Raw genomic sequence first — 23,608 nt, 5'->3', positions numbered from 1 at the left:
GTAATATTGGCAGCTATGTTGATCAGACCAGCGGACCTGAGCGATGTCCCCGCCATGACCGATACCCTCAACTGGGCCATCGAGCACACCGATGTCATCTTTAACTCCACCCCAGTCACCGTGGCTGAACGCGAAGAACACCTGCGCCACATCCAGGAACTGGACTGTCCCTTCCTCGTTGCCGAAACCGACGAGGGCGAATACTTGGGCTGGGCGCTCTATCACCCCTACCACGATCCCCGCATCTGGCAGGGCTGCTATGAAACCACGATTTACCTTTCCCCCAATGCCCAGGGCCAAGGCGTGGGCACCGCCCTTATGCGCGAGCTGGTAGACCGCGCCCGGGCGGATGACAAGGTACATTCGCTGCTCGCCCTAATCGTGTCCACTAATACGGCATCATTAAAGTTGCATGAAAAGTTCGGGTTTGAAAACGTGGGAACTCTCAAAGAGGTAACCTACAAATTCGATCACTGGCTTAGCCTCACTCACTTAGAACTTCTGGTGTAAAGGACTTTTAATGCATATTCGCCCCGCTGAGCTTGCCGATGCCCTTTCCATTTCCGCCATCTACAACGCCGCCTCCGCCGCTAAACCGGCCAATAACCTCATTACCTGGCAAGAAGAGGTTGCAGACCGCGAGGATTGGCTGAAGGACATGTCCAAGGCGGGCTCGCCTGTGCTTGTCGCCGTAGACGATGATGAAATCATCGGCTGGGCCGCCTACTTTCAATTCGTCACGCCCGCCATCTACTACGGCACCGTCGAAGATTCCGTGTACATCTCCCCCTCAGCCCAGGGCAAGGGCGTGGGCTCTGAGCTTCTCGATGCCCTCATGGACATCGCCGCCGACGATCCCTATATCGAGACCATGATTACCTACATCGTCGATACCAATGCCGGTTCCATCGCGCTGCACAAGAAGTTTGGGTTTAAAGAAACCGGCCGCATGCCCAATATCCACACCAAGCACGGCGTACGCCTAGGCCTGGTTCACCTGCAGCGCGATTTCCAGCACTAGGCAGAACTTTTAGGCATAGCAAAAGCGCGGTGGCCTCCCCTTTTTCATAGGGATTGGCCACCGCGCCTTCGTATCTACGCTGGGGTTACCGAGCTAGTTCATCACCGGCGCCCATTCCGGGCCGGTCTCGCCGAGCTCTGGATCCAGCTTGGAAATAAGCGGCTTCGGCTTTGCCAAGGTCGTACCCGATGCCACCTGGATGCGCTCCCACTTGGCCTGCTGCTGGGTGTAGTCACCCATAATCACCGGATATTCGTGGTTTTCTGGCGGAAGGCCCGCACCCACGAGCTCAACCGGGATATCGTCCTTAACCTCGCGCACCTCAGGCTGCGCGGCCCATTCGCCGGTGCGGCCCAAGGTCTCGTGCACCTTCTGCGCGGTAAACGGCAGGAACGGGGTGAGCATGACGTTGCAGTCAGACACGACTTGCAGGGCGGTCCACAAAACGGTGGCCAGGCGCTCGCGCTGGGTTTCATCCTTGGCCAGCTTCCACGGCTCTTGGGAGGCAATATATGCATTCGCCTCGCCCACCACGTGCATGATGGAGACGATGGCCTGTTTGAACTTGGATTGCTCCAGCAGGTTACCGGCGGTGGTAAAGGTCTCCTCCGCCAGCTGCAAGATGGCCTCGTCGCGCTCCTCCAGGGCCGCCGGAACCGGAACCTCGCCGAAGTTCTTGTGCGCCATGGACACGGTGCGGTTGACCAGGTTGCCCCAGCCATTGGCCAGCTCATTATTGACGCGGCGCACGAATTCATCCCACGTAAAGTCCGCGTCGTTGTTTTCCGGGCCAGCCACGGCGATGAAGTAACGCAGCGGATCCGGGCCAAACTCCGCCAGGAAGTCCTTAACGTAGATCACCACGCCCTTGGACGAGGAGAACTTGGAGCCGGACATCGTCAAGTATTCCGAGGACACGATTTCCGTGGGCAGGTCCAGCTCGCCGTACTGGTGCAGCTCGCCGCCCTTCGAGCCCTTGCCCGCATAGCCCAACAATTCCGCCGGCCAGATCTGCGAGTGGAAGGTGATATTGTCCTTGCCCTGGAAGTAGTAGTGGCGGGTTTCTGGGTCCTGCCAGAATTCCTTCCACGCCTCCGGCTGGCCGGTGCGGTGCGCCCACTCGATGGAGGCGGACAAGTAGCCCACGACGGCATCGAACCACACGTACAGCTTCTTCGCGTTATTGTCCTGCCAGCCATCCACCGGAATGGGAATGCCCCAGTCGATATCGCGGGTCATGGTGCGCGGGCGCATATCCTCCAGCAGGTTGAGGGAGAACTTCAGCACGTTCGGGCGCCAATCTTCGCGGGTAGAAAGCCACTTTTGCAGCTCGTCCTTAAGCGATGGCAGATCCAGCAGGAAGTGCTCAGTCTCTACGAACTGCGGGGTTTCGCCGTTGATCTTGGATACCGGGTCAATGAGGTCTACCGGATCCAGCTGGTTGCCGCAGTTATCGCACTGGTCACCGCGGGCGCCATCCGCGCCGCAGATGGGGCACGTGCCCTCGATATAGCGGTCCGGCAGCGTGCGGCCGGTGGATGGAGAAATTGCCCCCTTGGTGGTCTCTTTCAGCATGTAGCCGTTCTCATTGAGCCCCTTGAACAGCTCCTGCACCACCGAGTAGTGGTTGCGGGTGGTGGTGCGGGTAAAAAGGTCGTACGACAAGCCGAGGTTGGCCAGATCGTTGACAATCTGGCGGTTATAGCGGTCCGCGAGTTCGCGGACGGATACGCCTTCCTTATCGGCCTGGACCAGCAACGGGGTGCCGTGCTCATCCGTGCCGGAGACCATGAGTACGTTGCGGCCACGCATTCGCTGGAACCGGGCGAATACGTCAGAGGGAACGCCAAAACCAGCCACGTGACCGATGTGGCGCGGGCCATTGGCGTATGGCCAGGCAACATTTACTACTAAAGACTCAGTCATGGAGTCCAGTTTATCGAAGCACCTGCACGAACACACGTTGAGGGCACATTACCTCTACCACCGAAAAGCGCCCGCCTCCCTCCCAAGTATGGGAAAGCGGCGGGCGCTGCTACCGAAGGCGGTAGATGGTCTATCTACTTGCGCTTCATCGGGTTCTTCAAACGCTCGTTGCGGCGCTTCTTGAGCACCTGCGTGCGCTGGTAGTCGCGGTGCAAGCGGCGCTCGCGGGCCATCTTGCGCTGGAACTGCTGCGCCTCGCGGTACTCGAGGTAAATGATGTCCTGGCTCAAGTCCTTGTAAATGGCGAACATCAGGCCAATGACGATGAACAAGAACGGCAGCGCCGCCACGATGGTGACATTCTGCAGGTTGGACAGTGCGTCCTCATTGACCAAGAGCAGGGTCAAACCAACGGCTGCGGTCAGGGCACCCCACAGGGCGGATAGCCACGGCTTCGCGGTTGCGGCACCATTCTGGGTCATCGAACCCATCACCGTGGAAGCGGAGTCTGCGGAGGTAATGAAGAAGGTGGACAGCAAGATGACGGCGACGACGCCGGCAATGAAGCCACCGGGCAGGTTGTGCAGGAGGTTAAACAGCTCTACTTCGGCGGATTCGCCGGTGATGGATTCGCCGTTTTGCTCCATGTGGATTGCGGTGCCACCGAAGATGGCGAACCACAGGGTGGAAACGCCCGCTGGGATGAGCAGGACGCCCAAGCAGAACTCGCGGACGGAACGGCCGCGGGAAATGCGTGCCAAGAACATGCCCACGAATGGGGACCAGGAGACCCACCATGCCCAGTAGAAGATGGTGTAGCTAGACAGCCACTCGCCGGCGGTGCCGTTTTCGGACTCGGCGGTACGGCCGATCATCTCGGTGAAGTAGTTGAAGTAATTACCGATGGATCCTGGAATCTGGTTCAGGATGGTCACGGTTGGGCCCAAGATGAAGACGAAGATAGCCAGCACCGCAGCCAAGACCATGTTGGCATTGGACACGTACTGAATGCCCTTGCCCACACCGGAGAGCGCGGACAGCAAGAAGGCCAAGGTCAGGACCAACACAATACCGATAACCACAGACTGGGTTGGGTTATCGATGATGCCGGAGGCTTCCAGGCCGGCCTGAATCTGCAGCGCGCCAAGCCCCAGGGAGCAGGCGGTGCCGAAGACAGTGGCGAAGATGGACAGGATGTCAATGAACTTGCCCAATCCGCCGTTGGCGCGGCGCTCGCCGATGAGCGGCACGAAGGCCTGGCTCAACAGCTGCTTGCGACCGATGCGGTAGGTCGAGTACGCGATGGCCAAACCAACAATGGCGTAGACAGCCCAGGGGTGCAGCGTCCAGTGGAACATGGCATAGGCCATGGACGAGCCCACGTTTTCCGTTCCTTGGCCAGGCGTACCGTCGCGGTAGTTCGCCAGCGGCTCGGAAGCACCGTAGAACATCAGGCCGATGCCCATACCGGCAGCGAACATCATGGCGATCCACGAAGGCGTGGAAAACTCCGGTTCCTCATTGATGTGGCCCAACCTAATGGAGCCGAACTTAGAGAACGCGATGAAGATAACGAAGGCCACGAAGACAGTGCCGAAGAGCACGTAGGCCCAACCGAACTTATCGACGACCCACGTCAGGGCCGCGGAAGAAAAGTCCGCGAAGTTATCCGGTGCGGCCAGGCCCCAGATAACGATGGCGGCAACGAGCACACCCGCAATCCCCATGATGGTCCAGTCAATCGGGATATTATCGCGGTCTGCGGCGATTTCGATTTCCGGATCATCATACTCTTCGGGGTGGAACCCCTCAGAGTTGAGCATGTCCTGGATCTGGCTCGTCGCCGTTTGCTCGTCCAGTGCCTCTTCTACCGTTTGATAATCCTCAATCGGCTGTTCACTCGAAGCAGCAGAAGTGGTCCCAGCCGGCGCTTCGCCGGGCCCCTTCCCCTCTTCGGGCACACCAGCGCCGTTATTTTCAGTATTAGTCATGCTCTCTAGACTGGTGGCGCGACCCCAATTTTTCAAACCGTTTTGCTATCAAAACCCCAGCTTACATACATTTTTGAGCATTTCCTTAAGACTTCCTACATGCTTATAGGCTGCATATCCCCACGTAGACAGGTTTTAGGCGCCACACGCCCGGGAAAGATAACGATTCGATAACATATATAGAAGCGTGAAACCACCAGTTAGCACGAGTAATTGTGACGTTTTATACGCTACATAGAAATGACCTGAGGACGGCTCAACAAGAGCTCAATTAGCGGGCGCTCAGCGGGCATCCAACGCGGCATCATAAAGCTCCCGATTGGACACCCCAGTCCCCTTGGCAGCCTGCTTGCACGCGTCTTTCAAGCGCATGCCGGCCCCGGCAAGCTCCAAGGCTTGCGGGACCAGGTCTGCGGCGGTCACAGCAGCGCCGGTTCCGCCTTCGATCACCACGGTAATCTCGCCCTTCACGCCCTCGCTTGCCCATTCGGCCAGCTCTGCTAGGCAACCGCGGCGCACCTCCTCGTACGTCTTGGTCAGCTCGCGGCATACCGCGGCGGGGCGATCGGCGCCGAGGACCTGGGCGGCATCGGCAAGCGTATCGGCGATGCGGTGGGGAGATTCAAAAAATACGATGGCGCGCTTTTCATTGCGCAGCGATTCCAGCCACGCCTTTCGCGGGCCGGGCTTGCGCGGCGGGAATGCATCGAAGAGGAAGTGGCCCACGCCCAAGCCAGACAAGGCAAGCGCCGTGGGCACCGCCGAAGGACCCGGAAAACACGTCACGGGGATATCGCGCTCGGCGGCCGCGGCCACCAGTGACAGACCGGGATCGGAGATGATTGGCATGCCGGCATCGGTGACCACGAGGACGGTGCCGTGCTGGGCGGCATCGATAAGCTGCTGCGCACGCGCCTGCTCATTGTGGTCGAAGTTGGACACCACAGAGCCGGAAATTTCGATGCCCAGGGCCTGCGCCAGGTTGCGCACGCGGCGGGTATCTTCGGCGGCGATGACATCCGCATGCGCCAATGCCTGCATCAGGCGCGCAGAGGCATCAGCGACATTCCCCAAGGGCGTGGCGGCGAGGATAACGCCGCGCGGAAGTGGTTCCAGACCTAAAGCTGACATGCCTCTAGCATTCCACATTCTCCTATGCGCCCGCGCGAAGGCTCGTGGCCTAAACTCTTCTTCGTGACTATTGCTACCGCTGCCCCCGCTAGCTCACCGCGCACCCCGCATAACCGCGTGATCCCGCCGGCACCGCGTACCTATACGTGGGGCAAGGCCGATTGGATTAGCACCGGCATCATCGCCGTTCTCGCGCTGATTACCCGGTTTGTGGGGCTTACCGCGCCGGTATCCCAAGGCACGCCCGTCTTCGATGAAAAGCACTATGTCCCCCAAGCCTGGGACATGGTCAAAAGCTGGGATAACTTATTCATCGGCGGCATCGAGACCAACCCAGGCTTTGGGCTCGTGGTTCACCCGCCGCTGGGCAAACAGATCATTGCCATTTCAGAATGGGTCTTTGGTTATACCCCGCTGGGCTGGCGCTTGATGACGGCTCTCTTCGGCGTCGCCACCGTCCTGATGACCATGGCTCTGGCTCGCCGGCTGTCCTTTTCCTGGCAGGTGGCCACCTTTGCCGGCATTTTGGCCGTCTGCGATGGCGTCCTCTTGGTCTCCGCGAAGTTTGGCATGCTGGATATCTTCCAGGTCTTTTTCATCGTCGCCGCAGCCTGGGCACTGGCCCGCGATCATCAACAAATGCGCGAGCGTCTGCACAACGCCCTGCTGAGCGACGGGATGGGCACCTCCCCCTTCGGGCCGCGTTTTGGCTTCCGGTGGTGGCGCTTTACCGCCGGCGTCTTCTTAGGACTGTCGCTCGCCGTGAAGTGGTCCGGGCTGTACTACATCATGTTCTTCGGCCTGCTCTGTGTCTTTAGTGACCTCGCATTGCGCCGCAAGTACGGCGTTCGCCGCTATATTGTGGGCACGCTCATTCGCGATACTCCCGCGGCACTAGCCTCCCTAGTTGCCGTCCCAGTAATGATTTATGTGTGGAGCTGGCGCGCATGGTTCGCCTCAGAAACCGCGGTCTACCGGCACGCCAAGGTGGATGGGACCATCGGGGAAGACTCCTGGCTCATGCACTTACCAGAATCTGTGGCCGGCTGGTTTTATTACCACTTATCCGTATTGGATTTTCACGCCAGCTTGACCTCTTCCGGTGGCCACCACCACCCGTGGGATTCCAAGCCGTGGGCATGGCTGGCCGGGGCCCGGCCCATTCTGTACTACTCCAGCACGGACCTGGAATGCAGCGGCGGTGGCGAATGCCGCAAGATGCTCTACCTCTTTGGCACCCCGGCGATCTGGTGGCTGGTGGTCCCCGCGGTACTTTGGGGGATGTGGTCGCTTATCATCCGCCGCAACCGCGCCTTCCTCATTCCCCTCGTGGGCTTCGCGGCCGGATTCCTGCCGTGGCTCGCGGCCTTTGACCGGCAGATGTACTTCTTTTATGCCACCGCGTTTATCCCCTTTGTCATCGTGCTGCTTGCCCTCATACTGGGCCAAATGGTCGGGCGCGGTAAGCCCATCAAGTGGCAGTGGATAACGCGCATCGCTGGCGGGCCGATGCGGCGGGGAACATTTGCCGCCGCCTGCTACCTCGCGCTGGTGGTCGCGATGTTCTTCTACTTCGCGCCCATCTTGTACGGCTTCATCATCCCGGAATCGTGGTACCAATCCATGATGTGGTTGCCCAGCTGGAAATAGCTCGCAGAACCTCGTTCGCCTTAGTGCGGCTGCGCGTTCAGGGATTTCCACCACGCGCGCACCAGGTAGCCCTTCTCGGCCGCCCACGCCCAGCCCAGGCTCATGGTCGATAGCGCGGTAGCGATGAGCAAATAGACCTGCTCCATGGTGACGGTACCCAGCGCAATATCGCGCACGCCAAAGCCAAAAAGAAACGCAAACATCGTGGCGGATACCGGGAACAGCCCGGTCACAGAGGCTGGGCGCCACGCGCTCCACAGCAGTCCGCACGCCATGCCAAAGCGCACGGCCGCGCCCTCCATCAGCAGGTTGGCGCGCTCCGGGTCGGCTGCCGGATCCAGCACCGAGCCCTCTGCGCCCATGGGCACTAGGCCGGAGGCGCGTACCACCTGCACGATGGCCCACACCGCAAAGACAAGCCCCATGGCCACCAAGGCGATGCGCGCCACCGTGAGGTTGGCCTGCCTGGCGCTCGAGGCCCGCTTCCACTCCGGTTCTACACCTGCGAGGATCACCTCTGACAGATCGGTCGGTGGCGCCATGCCGGAGTCCGCCGGTTCCACGAAGCTTAAGGAGCGCGATAGCGCCGCTGCCTTATCGCGAAAGGCCCGGCACTCCGCGCAGTGTTCTAGGTGGGCGTCGATGACATCGGCGGAAAGCTCCGCGTCTTCCCCATCCAGTTGGGCGGAAATCGCCGCTTGTACTTGGCTATGCGTCAACATTGCTTAACGCCCTATCCAAGCTCGCCCGGCCAGAACCAAAAATGACGATCATCAGCAGGGACATGCACAGCACCAAGGGGTACTCGATGCCGCCGTCGCCAGCAAAAAGGCCATTGCCCCAGTGCACGAAGTACAGCGCGCCCACCATATCCACGGCCAGCGCCGCCGCGGCAAAAGTGGTCAACAAACCGATGACGAGGAAGGCGCCACCTACCATTTCCCCGATTGCGGCGGCATAACCGGCAATCTGTGGCTGCGGGATGCCGAGGGCGGAAAACTGCCCTACCGTCTCATCCATTCCGTCCATGAACATCTTGTCCACGCCGTGCGCGATAAAAATGAGTCCGAGAACCAACCGAAAAAGCAGCAATGCGGCATCGCGAACGGCAGGTCTATTCATGGTCAATAGACTACATCGAATGCCTACCCCAACGCGAAGACGCCACCGCTCCACCCGCTGAGCTCGCAATTTCACCATCTAGCGAGGTACGCGCTGCGCCTCATCCGCAATCGCTGCTTCAATGGGAAAGACAAGGAAAATAGGCACTACATACCAACAGGAGAACCTCCCATGGACACTGAAACCACTACCGAAGAACGCACCCCGCTGGCCTATGACGCGCACGGGGTAGCCCGCACGCCGTGGGCCGTGACGTCGTCGCTGCTAACGGATTATTACGACACCGAATGGGGCCTTCCCATTAGGGACGAGGACGGGCTATTTGAGCGCTTGAGCTTGGAGTCCTTCCAGTCTGGGCTGTCCTGGGCCGTGGTATTAAAAAAGCGCCCCGCCTTCCGCGAGGCCTTTTGCCACTTTGATCCGGACAAGGTTGCGGAATTCGGCGAGGCCGAGGTGGAGCACTTGCTTGCCGATGCCTCCATTATCCGCAACGAGACCAAGATCCGCGCCACCATCAATAACGCGAAGGCCACCATTAAACTGCGCGAAAACGGCGGCCTAGCGGATTTCATTTGGAGCTTTCAGCCTGCAGAAAATACCTACCCCGAGGTTATGGAGGATATCCCGAAGAAGAGCCCCGAGTCGCAGGCCATGTCGCGTGAATTGAAGAAGGCCGGTTTTAAGTTCGTAGGGCCGGTGACCTGCTTTGCCCTCATGGAGGCCATCGGCATGGTCGATACCCACCTCTTGGGCTCCCACCGCCGGGCTACCTCCGGCGTATGGCCGGAAGAAACCGAAAAACTCCCCGGAAGCGAGGGAGAAGCTGTCTAATTAACCCGCGCGGCGAGCGGCCAGGTCATCGCGGCGCCCTACCCCATCGGGCCCGGCGTGCGGGCCATCAAAGTCACCGTCTTCATCATCGCTGTAGCTTAAGGGAAGGTGCTCAAAGTCGGGGCTTTCATCGTCGATTTCGACGACGACCGCACCCGGCCGGCGCAGGTTGCGGGGGATCTTTAGCGCCTCATCATCGGTATTGTGAACGCCCAACCGCGCCCGGCGCAGGTGCTTTACCCGGCGGCGCAACAGTGCTTGTTCTTGGCGGACTTGCGCGCGCAGCGCCACCAAATAGGTGCCGGTCAGGACACCGACGATGCCTGCCAGCCACCAGGTCCATCCACCGGCCACAATCCCCAAGGCCACGGTGAGGACCACGGCGATGGCTAGGCCAATGAGCGTGCGCTGGCGGCGCTGGTAGCGCGTAGCGGACTTCTCCTTATCCGCCACTGGGTCCCATCCACCGCGGCCAAGGCGGCGCTGAGCAAAAGCTACCTCGTCCTCAGAAAGGTCTGTATTCAGCGCCGCGTCCTCGGAGCCCTGGGCACCGTACTCATCGGCTCCGGCCGATTCCTCGGCTGCACCGTCGTTGTCTGCCTCTTCCGAATCGGTCTCTGCGGTGTCCGTTTCTTCGGCATCGATAACTGGGGCGGGATCGACCGCACCTGGGTACATCAGGTCTACCGGGGAAGTATAGGTCTCGTCGTAGTCGTACGCGTCCTCGGCAATGTCTTCGGTCGCCGGCGCGGTGAAGGACTCGGTGGAATCGGCAGCCACATTCCTGCGGCGGCGCTTGCGCTTTGCACCACCTTCTTCGCCAACGCGCTCATCATCTTCGAGCAAGACATCATCGGCATCGTCTGCGTCCGCATCCGCATCATCGGAAGCGGTGGCCGTGCGCGCGCCATCGGCGTCAGCGGTGGAACCATTTGATTCAGCGGCAGCGGCCGGAGCCGCGGATTCCTCAATGACTTCACCCTCGATGGTCTCTGCCTGCCCCTCTGCCTGGGTGACCTGCTCGTCGCGCGCGTCAGCCTCGTCCTCGTCGGCGGAGCGGTATGCACGGCCACCTACGCCAAAGGGTTGCGCTCGGGCGCGGCGGGCCGCGCCAGCAATGGTCCGCGACTGCGCTCGGGAAGCGCGGTCCTCTGCTTCGTCATCGATCAGCACGTCATCGACGTCTGCCTCGCTGTCCGGGTCCTCAGCGGCAGCGGATACAACCTCGTAGTCGTGGTCTTCATCCGAGCCGCTGCGGTGGACATCATCGGCCCGCAAGCGCGGGCGGCGGCGGCCGGCGACATTGCCGGAATCGCCGGAAAAGAGCACGCGGGTATCCTCAAAGGCCTCGCCGGTATGGCTCATCGGGCGATTGCTCCTGCCCAATAGCCACGGCGCGAGCACGAAGAGCCACACCACGATGATTGCAATAACTGGCACAGCTGTGGACACGACTTAAGGACCTTCCCTTGGGGTGCAGATGATTACTCCACTCTAATCACCAAAACCGCACTTTAGGGGCCACAGAAGCTGTAAATTACAATGTTGTTACTTATGTGAAAATTGAGAAAGCATTACTTGGATTTAGGGATGATTTTCACACCAAACGCCTAGCTTGGTGCAGCCGCTCAACCGCCGTGGATGAGAAGTCTTCCTTGACTAAGGCCACGAAATGGTGATCCCGCCAGGCGCCATCTATATGCAGGTTGCGGCGCAAATACCCCTCGGAGCGAAAGCCGTTGGCACCTAGCACGCGCCCGGAGGCGGGGTTTTGTTCCAGGTAAGTGGCGGTCACTCGGTGCAGGCCTACCCGCCCAAAGGCGTGATCCACGCCCAGGGCGGTGGCCGCGGTGGCAACGCCAGCGCCCTGCACAGCGGAATAAACCCAATAGCCGATCCAACAATCTCGAATACTGCCGTGTTGAATATTGCCGAGCGTTACCTGGCCGGCAAACTTTCCCTCGAGCTCGATAGCCAGGGGGATCACCTGCGCATCGCGCGCGGAGTTGCGCAGAAAAATGAGGTAATTCCACCAGGCCTGCGAGCTGTGGGCCTCTGCCCAAGTGGTCGCTTGGGTCGGCTCCACCGGCCGGAGCAAAGCTTCGTCCTCAATGCGCTGGCGCCGCCACTCGGGACCATCCGAGCGCAGCAAGGGGCGCAGCCGCAACCGCCCACCAGACGGCAGCGCCCCCGAGGGAGGAAGCTGCACCGTCGGCGTCGCCTCCGGCCAACCGGGGTGCAGATCATCGGTCGGCCCGGTGACTGGATGGCGCAGCTTGGCTGCGGCGGTACCGAAGGGGTCAAGCATTAGCTGCGCTGGGTGAGGAATAAGACGTCAACAACATCGCCCGGGCGGATCTCGGTGACTTCCTCTGGCACTCGAATCATTGCATTGGCCTCAGAGAGTCCTGCCAGAAGGTGGGCTGGCGCGCCGGTCGCACCTCCAAGACCCTCGACCAGGTAATCGGCGGTTTCGGCATCGCGCATCAAGCGGGCACGGATGAAACCACGGCGCCCTGGGCGGGAATCAATGTGGTTCAGTGCGCGGGCCCGGACCACCCGGCGGTGGGCATTGCGCTTGCCCAGGGCCAGGCGAATCAAGGGGCGAATGTAAATTTCGAAAATAACCAGCGACGATACCGGGTTCGAGGGAAGGAGGAACGTAGGGATGCGCTCATCTCCTACCAGCCCAAAGCCTTGCACGGATCCTGGGTGCATGGCCACGCGGGAAGTATCGATATCGCCGATTTCTGCCAGGATCTCCCGGATCTGTTCGGCACCGGCACCACCAACGGCACCGGTGATGACGAGCGCCTCGCTGCGCGTGATGTGGGTTTCTAGCACTTCCCGGATGCGGCGGGGTTCGCCTTCGGCAATGCCCACGCGGACCACGTCCGCCCCCGCTTCTTTTGCGGCGGCGGCCAAGGAGTAGGAGTTCACGTCAAAGACTTGGCCCAGGCCCGGTTCCTTGTCCACATCGACGAGCTCGCGACCGAAGGACACGATGGTCACGCGGGGCTGCGGATAAACCAGCACCTTGGAGCGCCCCACGGCGGCCAGCAGGCCAATCTGCGCCGGGCCAAGGACGGTGCCAGAGGATACGGCGACATCGCCGGGCTGGATATCGTCGCCCACGCGGCGGACGAAATCGCCCGAGCGCACCGTCCGGTGCGCCGTGATGCGCTTGCGGCCGCGGTCGGTCCACTCGAGGGGCAGGACGGCATCGGCAAGCGTGGGCAAGGGCGCGCCCGTATAGACCCGCACGGCCTGCTTGGGCTGCAGGCGCAGCGGCTGCTTCGAACCGGCCGGAACCTCACCGACGACGGGCAAGGAACGCTCGACCTCGGGTTGGGCGGGCTGCGCGGCGGCGTCCTCGGCCTGCTCGGCAGACCCCTCCCCTTCGCTGCTTTCCTGGTCCTGATTCTTCGGGCGGCGCACCTTCAGCCCTCGCTCGCCGCCGATATCAACCGCGCGAACTGCGTACCCATCGATGGCTGCCTGGGGAAAGCCCGGTAGAGGCTGATAGGCCTGCACCTGCTCGGCGCACATTAACCCCAGCGCATTAGAAATGCTCATCCGCACCGGCTCCGGGGTCGTCGCCGCATCAGTAACCAGCGCCAACTGGTCATCAACTGAACGCATACGGTCTCTGCCCGCCCTTTCTTCTTGCCCTTTTACCTTGCTGCCCTCAACGCACGTGCGCACGGCAAGATAGTTAGTTCAGGCCTTGCTCCGCCTCGAAATCGGACATAATTTGTTTAATAGCTTTATACAGCGCTGGGCCGTATTTTTCATCGCGCAGACCAAAGTCCACGTTGGCCGGGATATAGCCACCGGGGTTACCCAAATCGTGGCGCTTGCCCTCGTGGACCACCACGTGGACGGGCTCGCCTTCCTCAATGAGCAGCTCGATGGCATCGGTCAGCTGCAATTCGCCACCCTTGCCCGGTTCGATCCGGCGCAGCGCATCAAAGATCTTCCGGTCCAACAGGTAGCGCCCGGTAGCCACCAGGTTGGACGGCGCGTCCTCCGGGTCCGGCTTTTCTACCATGCCGATAACCTTTTTCACGCCCGGCACGTCAGTATCTTCTACGTCGAATACGCCGTAGTTAAACGTCTGCTCCTGCGGCACCGCAAAGGCACACAGCACGCTACCGCCGAGCTCGGCGCGAACGCGCGCCATATCCGCCATGACGGTGGCCGGCAACACGATGTCATCCGGCAGCATGACGGCAAAGGAGTCCTCGTCATCTGCCAAGACTTCTTCCGCCAGCCCCACGGCGTGGCCCAAGCCCAAGGGCTTTTCTTGCTCCACCGCGATGGGCTCAATGAGCTGGTGGGCGCGGTTGACCTTAGCTACCTGCTCATCCTTGCCGCGGGAATCTAGGGTTTCTACCAGATCCGGAAATTCCGCAAAATGGCGCATTACTTCTTGTTTTTCGGGTGCGGTAATGACCGCAAGCCTGCGCGCGCCCACAGAGGCTGCCTCCTCAGCAATCAATTCGATGCCGGGAGTATCCACAACGGGCAGCAATTCTTTGGGGACGGTTTTCGTGGCGGGCAGAAAGCGGGTGCCCATGCCAGCCGCTGGAACTACAACCGTGGTGATTCCGGTGGCGGAATCTTCGCGTTCATTAGCCATGAATCTTAGGGTACAACGGCGCACTATTTTCCTGTGTAGCGCTACGCCACGGACGCTATTATTTATTTATGCCTTCTTCCAGCGATATCAAAGAGCAACTGCGCACCCGCCTGCTTCGCGCGCGCCGCGGCCTCACCGCCGAGAAGCGCACGGAATGGTCCGCTGCCCTGCGCGAGCAGCTAGAACCTGAGCTTGCCGGCATTTCGAGCGTTGCCGCCTATTGGCCGTTGGGCACGGAGCCTGGCGGGGCGGACTTCATCCCCTGGCTTTCCCGCCGCGTCGACCGCGTATTATTGCCTATCACCTGCGACAACGGCGTTTTAAACTGGGCAGAATACAAGGGCGCGCACAGCATGCAGCCTGGCCAGCTGGGCATTTCCGAACCCGCCGGCCCGCGCTTTGATAGCCGCGTGCTGTGCGGTTGCGATCTGATTTTGGCTCCCGCCATGGCCATCGATGCCGCCGGAAACCGCTTGGGTAAGGGCGGCGGATACTACGACCGCGCGCTTTCCCTGGTGCCGCGCAACCACCCCGCGGTACTCGCCATGGTCTATCCCACTGAATTCCTCGACTCCATTCCAGCCGCGGCCCACGATCGCCGCGTTGAGGCCGTGGTTACCGCCGCAGGAATCCACCGCTTTCCTTCTTAAATGGGGAACCACACAGGCGGTAGCGCAGTCTAATTGTGCATGGCTTATTCCCCGTCCCCGCGAATCTCACAGTTCTTCCGCACCCTGCGCACCCCTGGCCACCGCCGCGGCGTGCTCGTGCGCCGCGCCATCGCGTTGGCACTGCTAATCGCCGCGCTGGCCTCCGCAGTCTCTCGCGCGAAGGAACTGCCGCAGGTACTGGTCTTTAGCCGCGATTTACCCGCCGGCGCGGAGCTTTCCGCCGCCGATGTCTCGCTCGAGCGCCTGCCTTCTTCCTCCATTCCTAGCAGCGCGCTTGCCGATGCCCCCTCCGATCTCGCCGGCCGCATCATCACCGCCGCCGCGGGCAAGGGCGAGGTCGTCACCAGCCAGCGGCTCCTCGGCCAAGAATTGGTGTCTAGCCTCGTCGCGAACTCGGGATCTGCCGATTCTAAGGGAGGCGGCTCCGGCCGCATGATCCCAGTCAAACTTGCCGATCCAGACATCATCCCCCACCTGCACCACGGCGATACCGTCGATATCGTCACGGCAAGCGATGCCACCAATTCAGAACCCGTTACCGCCCGCGTCATTGCCTCCGGCGCCCGGGTCGTATCCACCACTACCGCAGAGGGCGAGATTTCTTCTGCCACCGTCTTGCTCGCACTGCCTAATGAACACGCCAATGACGTGGCCGCCGCCTCTTTAAACCAACCGCTGACCGTGGTTATCGTCGGCGATCGCGCTCAACCCCATGCCGTTAATGAGGCAGATTCTGCTACTTAACGACCGCCTGAACCTTTTGCGTACTGGTGGTATTTATTCCTGCGCCGATTCCGCGATTTCAACAGCTTGGCCGATGTAATTAGCTGGATTTGTCAGGGACTCAAGGTCCAGCTTTTCCGTAAGGCCCGCGAGCTTCGGGTGGGCTGCGCAAAACTCTTCCAGGCAGGTGCCGTTCTCTCTATTGTCTCGGGCGAATTCCTGAAGAACATCGTGTGCGGCGCTGTGACCAATATGCGGTGCCAGCTCCATCATGATTCCCTCAGTCATCAACGAAACACCCGCGCTTTTTACGTTGTCCTCTAATGCCTGGGCATCAAAACGCAAACGAGGAAAGAGCTGGTCCAGCTTTTCCAACGCTCCATCGACGGCAACAAAGATTTGTGGAATCAGGTTGCGGTGGATCTCGGATTGGCGGTGGTCGCGTTCAAAGGTGGCCGGTGCTTGCGTCAGCATGTTTGCCGCCATGCCACAAGCCATGCTGGCTCCCACGGAAATTTTCATTGTGGCAAAGGGATTGAGTTTTTGCGGCATGGTAGACGATCCAGAGGTATGCGCATCCATGTCCTCGCGGGCCTCGACCAGATCGGATTGCTGCATAGCAAAGAGATCCTCTGCAATCTTGGCCAAACTTTGCCCCAAGGTAGCCACGGTCGACGCAAGCTCTGTCATCGTATCCGAGCTCGCATGCCAGGAAACCGGTTGATAAACCAGTTCCAATTCTTTGGCAAGGCGCCGACTTAACTCAGGTCCTTGTTCTCCAAAGGACGCCAGCGTGCCTACAGCACCGGTAAATTGAATCTGTTCCGTGCGCTCTCGCATCGCTTCCAAGCGTTCCCGGCTCCGGCGCAGCTCCGCGTTCCACCGCGCAAAGCGTGTACCCAGTGTCGTCGGCAGTGCATACTGTCCATTGGTACGCGCGACCATTAACGTTCGGGCGTGCTCGTGAGCGAGGTTGGCGGTAGCAGCGATAACGGCGTTCAGGCGTTCCAGTATCAGGTCGGTAGCTGCTTTGATCTGCAGGGCCCGCGCGGTATCCAAAATATCTTGAGTGGTCGCCCCGAAATGGACCCAACCACGCTGGTCTTCCGGAATCGCGTCCCGCAATGCATCGAGGACAGCAACCGAAGGATTGCCAACCCCGCCGCTTTGGGCCTTTTCTATCAGCTCATCACTGGCGACTGCATTATCTGAGATCGCCTCGGCAGCCTCCTGCGGGATAATTCCCATGTGTCCCTGCGTCCGCGCCATTGCCGCTTCAACAGCGAAAATTTTCCGGATAAGTTGTGCTTCTTCCCAGTGGGCTTCCATGTCCGCTGTGACATGGCCCTTCTTCTGAAAAGACGAGTTCAGTGCGCCGATTCCCATGATAAATTCCTTCTTCTTAGAGGTTTAGGTTGTAATCCCAGAACGTGCTTAGAGCAAGACCAGGCTGGATACGATCATCACGACGAAGCCAACTCCCATTGGAAGCAGCGTGCGGCGAATAAGCTCGGTGGTAGAAATTCCCACGCCACCAGCAACGGAAATGATTACTCCGGAGACCGGAGACACCGCGCGAAACAAGCCGCTGGCAAATTCCATTGGGGTAATCACTGCCGCTGCCGAAGCGCCGAGTCCGCGGCTGACATCTGGCACCAAGCTGGCAAAGGAAGAAAATGCGCCGACACCGGAACCGGTCAGGAACGTCACCAAACCCACAATCAAGGTGAATAGGAGGGTGATGACGATTGCGCCTGCACCGAGTTGCTGTCCTCCATCGATCAGCATGGAAATGGCGCCTGTGGCCGTTAAACCGGTGGCAAAGATTTGTGCCGCGATAATCAATGCGACGATGCCACCGAACATCTTTCCCATGCCCGTAAAAAAGGATGTGGCTTGTTCGGTCGCGGTGGAAAAAGAACGGTGGCGAATGATTTCGCACAGCAAGGCTATGAGCCAGACGATTACGAATGCTCCAACCGTGGTTAGCTCGATGCTGTCATTAACCAAGGGGCTAAAGATCACCAACAAGATAATGGGCAGTGCGAGAAATACCCCGTACCACTTCGGGCCAGCCTCACCAGAACCATCGCCCATGGTGTCGGTTTCCTTGTACTCTTCCAACTCCCGCTTATCGTAATGCTGCTGCACGAAGTAGTGAGTTATCGCAATTGCAATGGCAGTGGGAATGGCCACGATCAGCTGATACTGGACGAAGTAGACGACTGGGGATAAATCAATGGTTCGCGCCGACAGCACCGAAGTTCCCGATGCCGGCCCCATTGGCAACGCGGAGGCTGACACGATGACCGCGCCTGCTGCGGCGGGGCTAACCCCTACTGCCTTCAACACTGGCAGCAATAGCACTAGAAGCAAAATAGCGAGCCCGGCAGCGCTGGGGATAAACATAAAAAGCACCACGCCGAGGAAATACGTGAGAATTAGCGTGATGTAGGGGTGCTTGAACTTTGCGATTGGAGCGGCTAGCACCTCAACCAGTGCCTGCGAGGCGCCGATCTTATTCATATATGCTGAGAAGCCACCGGCCGCCATAATAATGAGGCCGACGCCTGTTAATTGGCTACCAGCAACTTGTTCGAATATGCCGATGATGTCCAACCACCGGGAGCCGGTGGAGTCTTCCTCATCTAAAACTCCGTAGCCAGCTTTGGCCGCAGTGGAAACTGCAATGAGAATAAACCCGGCAAGCAATAAAATAATGACTGGCTTATGACCTTTAACAAGGAAGTAGCCTGCACCAATGGTAACTGCCAAGGCAAATAGAGCGAGTGCGATATTCATGCTGGGATCCCTTCTGCCCACGCATTAGAATACTGTTATTTTTACAAACAATATTTTTACATTCTACTTTCACACTAACACTGAATACCTATATCGCAACCGGTGTGCATTAGTTAACAAGGCAACATTAGTGCCGCCTCCGCCCCTCCGAGTTGTCAATACTTTTAGCTTGAACTAAACTCCCTGCTTGCTCATGGTTCACACCCATCCTTACCTACCCCCAGAAAGGTTCGTCTTCTCCCATGCTTAAGGGCTTTAAAGACTTCATTATGCGCGGCAACGTGGTCGAACTTGCCACCGCAGTCATCATCGGTTCCGCATTCACGGCGATCGTCACTTCCGTGACGGATTCCATCATCCAGCCGATCATTAACTCCCTCGGCTCCGCCGAGGTCGATGGCTTGGGCTTCCAAATCACCGATAATAAGTCCACCCTCGTAGACTTTGGCGCCGTCATTACCGCCGCGATTAACTTCCTGATCATCGCCGCAGTGGTCTACTTCCTCATTGTCATGCCGCTGAACAAGCTCACTGAAGCTGCTAAGCGCCGCCAGGGTGTGGACCCAGAGGCCCCGGCACCAACCTCGGAAGAACTCTTGGCAGAAATCCGCGATCTTCTGCAGGCGCAGAACGCTGATGCTGTCACCACCGCAGATAAGGCGCTTAGGGATGCTACTGCAGCCGAGAACACCGATAACTCCACTGCTTCTGAGGGCAAGCACAGCCGCCACGACGACTAATCCTTGCTAAAGACACAGCTGAGCCCGTGCCCACCTTCGCAATGAGGGAGGACACGGGCTTTTGTTAAGACTGCATTAGCATTTCCAAGCTCGCGAATAGGATGCGCGGGCTACCCGCCGTGGTGCGGCGGCTGGTTCTCGCGGTAAAACTCTTCGCCGCGCTCGGCTGCTTGAGCTCCGTCGCCTTCTGCCGCGGCATCATCGAGAGTGACGATGCGCTGTGCATCGGCACCTTCTCCACTAGCTAATTCCTGCTCTACCGGGCGATCCGCGCTGCGGTCATATTCCGGCGCATCTGACTGCCTGAATACACGCCTGCGCTGGCGGCGTGGTTGAGAGGTCATGGCAGTATCTCCCCCCTTTCCTTCGCGTTATTGCACGCTGGATTCTTGCAATTGATCCACAAGGTGGTGGACCAGCGGGGTCAACGTGGCCATGCCGTCGCGCACGGCAGCGCGCGATGGTGCGAGGTTGACCACGACGGTGGAACCAGAAACGCCCGAAATGCCGCGGGATGCACACGCATCGACCGCGCCGCAAGCCTGACCAGAAGAGCGCAAGGCCTGGGCCACGCCCGGCACCATCTTGTCGATGACCCCAGTAGTAGCTTCCGGGGTCTTATCGCGCGGGCCTACTCCGGTTCCTCCGACGGTGAGCACGAGATCCACACCGCCGACGACGCCAGTTTCGATGGCTTGCCGGATCTTGGATTTCTTCGAACGCACGACCACCGAACCATCGATGCGGAAATTCGCCTCTGCCAAAAGCTCAGTAACCAGTTTGGCGGTGCTATCTGAATTTTCGCCGGGGTGATCCGTGACGATCACGACGAGCGCGCGGCGCGGCGCCGCCACCCGGTCCTCCTTCTCGCTGGCCAAGAGGTAGGCGTCATCCGGCTCCGCCACATCCCGCAAAGCGTCTGTGGAAGCCGAATTCTCCAACCTAGTGGAGTCGGTCAAGTCTTGCTGGGAGTCTGCCATTTTTCTCCTTCAAAGAAACGTCGGGGCGCAATGCGGACACGGCGCGGGCTGCGTTTTAATCTACTCGCCCGTCAGGGTTACCTCTACCTGACGAGTATCATCCGAATTTCCATCGGATACTTCCAAGGTGACGGTCGCACCGAAGTCTTGGGAACGCGCGGCAGCGATAAGCGCATCGGCGTTTTCAATCAGCCGGTCATTGACGCGGGTGACGATATCTCCCTGCTTCAAACCTGCTTGTTCCGCCGGGCTCCCCGGCTCGACCTCGGCAATGCGCGCGCCATTTCCGTCATCGCGCGCCAAGACCTTAACCCCCAAGGTGGGGTGAGTTACCTGTCCTTTATTGATGAGCTCATCCGCCATCCGCTTAGCAAAGTTGGAAGGGATGGCAAACCCGAGGCCGATAGAGCCGCCCTCGCCCGTGGCTTTATCAGACAACGAGGCAATCATCGAGTTCATACCAACGATATTGCCGTCCATATCCACCAAAGGACCGCCGGAATTGCCGGGGTTAACGGCGGCGTCAGTCTGGATGGCATCGATAAGCGAAGACTCGCCACCCTCCTGGGACGCACGCACCGGACGGTTCTTTGCGGATACGATGCCAGAAGTCACCGTGGCATTGAGTCCAAGCGGCGAACCGACGGCGACTACCTCTTGGCCAACCGCTACCGCATCCGAGTCGCCGAATTGGAGGTGCGGCAGGTCTTGCACGTCCTTGATCTTGATGACGGCGACATCCGTATTGGCATCGGAAGCCACGAGATCGGCTTCGTGCTTGCTACCATCGTTCAAGGTCACCTGCATGATGCCACCCTGTTCCGCACCGGCGATGACGTGGTGGTTGGTCAACACGTAACCATCGGGAGAAATGATCGAGCCAGAGCCTTCCGCAGCCGAGGTCCGAGTAGCGGTCTGAATGGATACCACGGCCGGCAAAACCTTGGAGGAAACCGCTTCCACCGAACCTTCCTCTGGTTCCTTACCCATGCTATTGGCGGCCGGTTGGCTGTGAAGAGCCTCGTTAACCACGGACGTACCGCTGCTGGACTGGTTCTTACCCACGACCACACCGGTAATGGAGCCTGCTGCAATTGCCGCTACCGCTGCGATTGCGGTCGCGGCGCCAAGTCCGATCTTCTTTTTCTCCTTAGGCTGCGGCGGCAAAGGCGTTACCCCAGGCACGGGCGGCTGGCCGGGTTGGTTGTTCACAGGCCCTTGCTGGGAATCATCGCCCTGCTGACTAGAGAAGCTGGATGTTTCATCCTGCCCCCGGGTAGCACTCGGCTGAGCGCCACCAAAGAGGCGATTGCTGGGCGGGGTGTGCTGCCCGTATGCGGAAGCTTGTGCATCCTGCTCGTTGATGCGCGGCTGGTTCCAGCCCTGGGAATAGGTTCCGTTGGAATATGCGGATCCAGAATTCTGCTGCCCACCGCGCGGCTGGTTATACGGCGCCTGCCCATTGTTCATGCCGTAGGGTTCCTGCGGGACACCGTGCGACTGACCATTATTGCCGCGGTTGTCATCATTCCTCATGTTCATAGGAACACTATGCCTCGCTTCGCTTAGTCACAACTTAAACTACTCTGCCAACGTACTAGAAGTTCCTGTGAAGTTACTGTAGACAATAAGCTGCCCAAACTCGCCGCACACATCACCCCCTTCACGCTCGTACACGCCTTCACAATCGCCGCACTACGCACCTTTCATGCTGGGGCGCGAACCGCCACGAGCACAATCGCAGAGAAAAACTGATCCACCATCGGGTTAGTGCGCTTTTATATTAATTTTAGGATTAGCCTGGCCTTAACTTGAAGTGGATTTCCTTGGTCTTTAAGACCCGAAGAGTAGACAGCACTGGCACAGCCCAAGTCTCCCCCATCGCTTGGCGCCGCCCAGGCCGGAAGGCGCTTTTTAATATCCCTTTCCCGGGCCTAAAACATCACAACCCCCTCGCAGTCGCTAATAAGCAACCGGGAGGGGGTGGGATTGAAAGCAGGCTTAGAACTGCTCTACGTCAACCAGGCCGAGCTTAGCGGCCTTGACCAGACGGCGCGGGATGCGCACGGTCTGACCATCGATGGTGACTTCCTGGAGGGCGACGTTGTCAGCCTTCCACTGGGAACGACGTGCGTGGGTGTTCGCACGGGACTTCTTAAACTTAGGAGTTGCCATTTTCTCTTCTTCTCCTTACGCGTTCTTCTTCTTGCGGCGAGCCATGGCACCGAAGCGCTGGTTGAAGCGCTCGACACGGCCAGCGGTATCCATAACGCGCTGTGCACCAGTCCAGAACGGGTGGGACTCAGCAGTAACGTCAACGACGATGAGCGGGTACTCGTTGCCGTCTTCCCACTCAACGGTGCGAGAAGAGGTAGCGGTGGACTTGGTCAAAAAGGAGTGACCGGTACCAGCATCGCGGAAGACCACTGGGTGATAATCCGGGTGGATGTCTTTCTTCATAGATATTCCCTCAGGGTTGGACTACGGGTCGGTTCCGCACACTGAATAATGACGGTACGGATCGTGCCCGAGTTGGGATGTACAGTTACAGCTCGCCCGGCGGCACTAAGCGCGCCGACCGATAACCTGAATTATCCTACATTCCACCGTCATATATACGAAATTGCTCACCTGCGGCAACCACAGTCGCCACAGGCGCACATCTACGCCCCACTCGTTATAGTAAGCTTTCGAACTTCCCCAATGCGTTAGGCAGTGCTGCTTGATTATCGACGCAAAGACGACGGCTTTATGCGCTAGGCTATCGCGGCAGCGATTAGGTATATCGTGAGTAAGGCTGTAAGATTTGCTCTTGCTGTTGTCAAAATATACGTATTACGCCCCGTCTACTGGTTTTTGACGACGATGCCGCACCTGCTCACACCTCACTTTTTGAGCACTGCCACCCTCACACGGCAGTCGGCACGTAGTCGTTTATAGCCACGATGTGGGCGGCTAGGAGAAAGAAGACCCATGTCGGCTATTTGCCAGGTAACGGGCCGCAAGCCGGAATTCGGCAAGCAGGTCTCGCACTCGCACCGCCGCACTTCGCGCCGTTGGAACCCCAACGTGCAGCGTCGTCGCTACTACCTGCCCTCTGAGGGCCGTACCATTACTCTGAATGTTTCCACCAAGGGTATGAAGATCATTGACCGCGACGGCATCGAGTCCGTTGTTGCCAAGATCCGCGCACGTGGGGAGAAGATTTAAGTATGGCACGTAACGATATTCGCCCAATCATCAAGCTGAAGTCCACTGCGGGCACCGGTTACACCTACGTGACCCGTAAGAACAAGCGCAATAACCCGGATCGCATCTCCCTGAAGAAGTTCGATCCGATCGCCCGCAAGCACGTCGAATTCCGCGAGGAGCGATAAT

25 protein-coding genes are annotated in these 23,608 nt (G+C 59.3%); 9 read left to right on the top strand and 16 right to left on the bottom strand.

The features are described from left to right. The first annotated feature begins 15 nt into the window (after positions 1-15). Both ACLI1O_RS04020 and ACLI1O_RS04015 read left to right on the top strand, forming a co-directional pair. A complete protein-coding gene (locus tag ACLI1O_RS04020; RefSeq protein WP_239269174.1) occupies positions 16-510 on the top strand; it encodes a GNAT family N-acetyltransferase in 495 nt (164 codons plus the stop codon). A 10-nt stretch (positions 511-520) separates the two neighbouring features. Further along, on the top strand, positions 521-1,021 hold the full coding sequence (locus tag ACLI1O_RS04015) for a GNAT family N-acetyltransferase (RefSeq protein WP_239269175.1): 501 nt from the start codon (positions 521-523) through the stop codon (positions 1,019-1,021). Positions 1,022-1,114: 93 nt separating this feature from the next. Here the strand turns inward: ACLI1O_RS04015 and metG are convergent, their stop codons facing one another. The 3 genes from metG to rsmI all read right to left on the bottom strand — a co-directional run bounded on the left by metG (position 1,115) and on the right by rsmI (position 6,069). Next, positions 1,115-2,947: a methionine--tRNA ligase gene (gene metG / locus ACLI1O_RS04010; RefSeq protein ID WP_411706975.1), complete on the bottom strand. Its 1,833-nt coding sequence runs from the start codon at positions 2,945-2,947 to the stop codon at positions 1,115-1,117. A gap of 134 nt (positions 2,948-3,081) precedes the next feature. Beyond that, positions 3,082-4,938 (bottom strand): BCCT family transporter, encoded by a 1,857-nt coding sequence (locus tag ACLI1O_RS04005; protein ID WP_284849635.1) that lies wholly within the window; start codon positions 4,936-4,938, stop codon positions 3,082-3,084. Positions 4,939-5,220: 282 nt separating this feature from the next. Continuing rightward, positions 5,221-6,069, bottom strand: a complete 849-nt coding sequence (gene rsmI, locus ACLI1O_RS04000) for a 16S rRNA (cytidine(1402)-2'-O)-methyltransferase (RefSeq protein ID WP_239269176.1) — start codon at positions 6,067-6,069, stop codon at positions 5,221-5,223. Between the two features lie 24 nt (positions 6,070-6,093). Between rsmI and ACLI1O_RS03995 the strand changes: the two genes are divergently transcribed. Continuing rightward, on the top strand, positions 6,094-7,719 hold the full coding sequence (locus ACLI1O_RS03995; protein WP_239269177.1) for a dolichyl-phosphate-mannose--protein mannosyltransferase: 1,626 nt from the start codon (positions 6,094-6,096) through the stop codon (positions 7,717-7,719). Between the two features lie 20 nt (positions 7,720-7,739). Here the strand turns inward: ACLI1O_RS03995 and ACLI1O_RS03990 are convergent, their stop codons facing one another. Further along, complete coding sequence (locus tag ACLI1O_RS03990) at positions 7,740-8,441, bottom strand: zf-HC2 domain-containing protein (RefSeq protein WP_239269178.1); 702 nt, start codon at positions 8,439-8,441, stop codon at positions 7,740-7,742. Then, positions 8,428-8,841 (bottom strand): DoxX family protein, encoded by a 414-nt coding sequence (locus ACLI1O_RS03985; RefSeq protein WP_239269179.1) that lies wholly within the window; start codon positions 8,839-8,841, stop codon positions 8,428-8,430. Before ACLI1O_RS03985 ends, ACLI1O_RS03990 begins: the two co-directional genes overlap by 14 nt. Before the next feature lie 171 nt (positions 8,842-9,012). On the opposite strand from ACLI1O_RS03985, the gene ACLI1O_RS03980 reads away from it, so the two are divergent. Then, positions 9,013-9,672: a DNA-3-methyladenine glycosylase I gene (locus tag ACLI1O_RS03980; RefSeq protein WP_239269180.1), complete on the top strand. Its 660-nt coding sequence runs from the start codon at positions 9,013-9,015 to the stop codon at positions 9,670-9,672. Here ACLI1O_RS03980 and glpR read toward each other — a convergent pair whose 3' ends face one another. The 4 genes from glpR to ACLI1O_RS03960 form a co-directional block, all read right to left on the bottom strand. Next, positions 9,673-11,112: a gephyrin-like molybdotransferase receptor GlpR gene (gene glpR, locus ACLI1O_RS03975; protein ID WP_370657790.1), complete on the bottom strand. Its 1,440-nt coding sequence runs from the start codon at positions 11,110-11,112 to the stop codon at positions 9,673-9,675. A 157-nt stretch (positions 11,113-11,269) separates the two neighbouring features. After that, entirely contained in the window at positions 11,270-11,980 is a 711-nt protein-coding gene (locus tag ACLI1O_RS03970) for a GNAT family N-acetyltransferase (RefSeq protein WP_239269182.1), read from the bottom strand. Further along, the gene (gene glp / locus ACLI1O_RS03965) at positions 11,980-13,314 is read right to left on the bottom strand and encodes a gephyrin-like molybdotransferase Glp (protein WP_239269183.1); all 1,335 of its coding nucleotides are present in this window, start codon (positions 13,312-13,314) and stop codon (positions 11,980-11,982) included. The genes ACLI1O_RS03970 and glp overlap by 1 nt, the downstream gene beginning before the upstream one ends. 73 nt (positions 13,315-13,387) lie before the next feature. Then, positions 13,388-14,314, bottom strand: a complete 927-nt coding sequence (locus ACLI1O_RS03960) for a UTP--glucose-1-phosphate uridylyltransferase (protein WP_239269184.1) — start codon at positions 14,312-14,314, stop codon at positions 13,388-13,390. A 68-nt stretch (positions 14,315-14,382) separates the two neighbouring features. Here ACLI1O_RS03960 and ACLI1O_RS03955 point away from each other — a divergent pair, with 68 nt between their 5' ends. Further along, positions 14,383-14,964 carry a 5-formyltetrahydrofolate cyclo-ligase gene (locus ACLI1O_RS03955; RefSeq protein ID WP_239275449.1) on the top strand — a complete coding sequence of 194 codons (582 nt, stop codon included), beginning with the start codon at positions 14,383-14,385 and terminating at the stop codon, positions 14,962-14,964. A gap of 39 nt (positions 14,965-15,003) precedes the next feature. Continuing rightward, positions 15,004-15,729 (top strand): SAF domain-containing protein, encoded by a 726-nt coding sequence (locus ACLI1O_RS03950; RefSeq protein ID WP_239269186.1) that lies wholly within the window; start codon positions 15,004-15,006, stop codon positions 15,727-15,729. 33 nt (positions 15,730-15,762) lie between these two features. Here the strand turns inward: ACLI1O_RS03950 and ACLI1O_RS03945 are convergent, their stop codons facing one another. After that, positions 15,763-17,094 carry a lyase family protein gene (locus ACLI1O_RS03945; RefSeq protein WP_239269187.1) on the bottom strand — a complete coding sequence of 444 codons (1,332 nt, stop codon included), beginning with the start codon at positions 17,092-17,094 and terminating at the stop codon, positions 15,763-15,765. A 48-nt stretch (positions 17,095-17,142) separates the two neighbouring features. Further along, positions 17,143-18,510, bottom strand: coding sequence for a C4-dicarboxylate transporter DcuC (gene dcuC, locus ACLI1O_RS03940; protein ID WP_239269188.1), 1,368 nt, complete (start codon positions 18,508-18,510; stop codon positions 17,143-17,145). A 242-nt stretch (positions 18,511-18,752) separates the two neighbouring features. Here dcuC and mscL point away from each other — a divergent pair, with 242 nt between their 5' ends. Beyond that, positions 18,753-19,250: a large-conductance mechanosensitive channel protein MscL gene (gene mscL, locus ACLI1O_RS03935; protein WP_239269189.1), complete on the top strand. Its 498-nt coding sequence runs from the start codon at positions 18,753-18,755 to the stop codon at positions 19,248-19,250. A 110-nt stretch (positions 19,251-19,360) separates the two neighbouring features. Here the strand turns inward: mscL and ACLI1O_RS03930 are convergent, their stop codons facing one another. The 5 genes from ACLI1O_RS03930 to ACLI1O_RS03910 form a co-directional block, all read right to left on the bottom strand. Further along, the gene (locus tag ACLI1O_RS03930; RefSeq protein WP_239269190.1) at positions 19,361-19,594 is read right to left on the bottom strand and encodes a hypothetical protein; all 234 of its coding nucleotides are present in this window, start codon (positions 19,592-19,594) and stop codon (positions 19,361-19,363) included. A gap of 27 nt (positions 19,595-19,621) precedes the next feature. After that, positions 19,622-20,230, bottom strand: a complete 609-nt coding sequence (locus ACLI1O_RS03925) for a molybdenum cofactor biosynthesis protein B (protein WP_239269191.1) — start codon at positions 20,228-20,230, stop codon at positions 19,622-19,624. Positions 20,231-20,290: 60 nt separating this feature from the next. Then, positions 20,291-21,772 (bottom strand): S1C family serine protease, encoded by a 1,482-nt coding sequence (locus ACLI1O_RS03920; RefSeq protein ID WP_239269192.1) that lies wholly within the window; start codon positions 21,770-21,772, stop codon positions 20,291-20,293. Positions 21,773-22,231: 459 nt separating this feature from the next. Next, complete coding sequence (gene rpmF, locus ACLI1O_RS03915; RefSeq protein WP_005279913.1) at positions 22,232-22,405, bottom strand: 50S ribosomal protein L32; 174 nt, start codon at positions 22,403-22,405, stop codon at positions 22,232-22,234. 15 nt (positions 22,406-22,420) lie between these two features. Continuing rightward, positions 22,421-22,690 (bottom strand): type B 50S ribosomal protein L31, encoded by a 270-nt coding sequence (locus tag ACLI1O_RS03910; RefSeq protein ID WP_005279912.1) that lies wholly within the window; start codon positions 22,688-22,690, stop codon positions 22,421-22,423. 513 nt (positions 22,691-23,203) lie between these two features. Between ACLI1O_RS03910 and rpmB the strand changes: the two genes are divergently transcribed. Beyond that, positions 23,204-23,440, top strand: a complete 237-nt coding sequence (gene rpmB, locus ACLI1O_RS03905) for a 50S ribosomal protein L28 (RefSeq protein WP_005279911.1) — start codon at positions 23,204-23,206, stop codon at positions 23,438-23,440. Between the two features lie 2 nt (positions 23,441-23,442). Continuing rightward, on the top strand, positions 23,443-23,607 hold the full coding sequence (gene rpmG / locus ACLI1O_RS03900) for a 50S ribosomal protein L33 (protein ID WP_023025964.1): 165 nt from the start codon (positions 23,443-23,445) through the stop codon (positions 23,605-23,607). Position 23,608: the final 1 nt, after the last annotated feature.

It is taken from the genome of Corynebacterium sp. LaCa78, from assembly GCF_046717505.1.
Classification (GTDB): Bacteria; Actinomycetota; Actinomycetes; order Mycobacteriales; family Mycobacteriaceae; genus Corynebacterium.
This window is presented reverse-complemented; position numbering and strand designations above follow the sequence as displayed.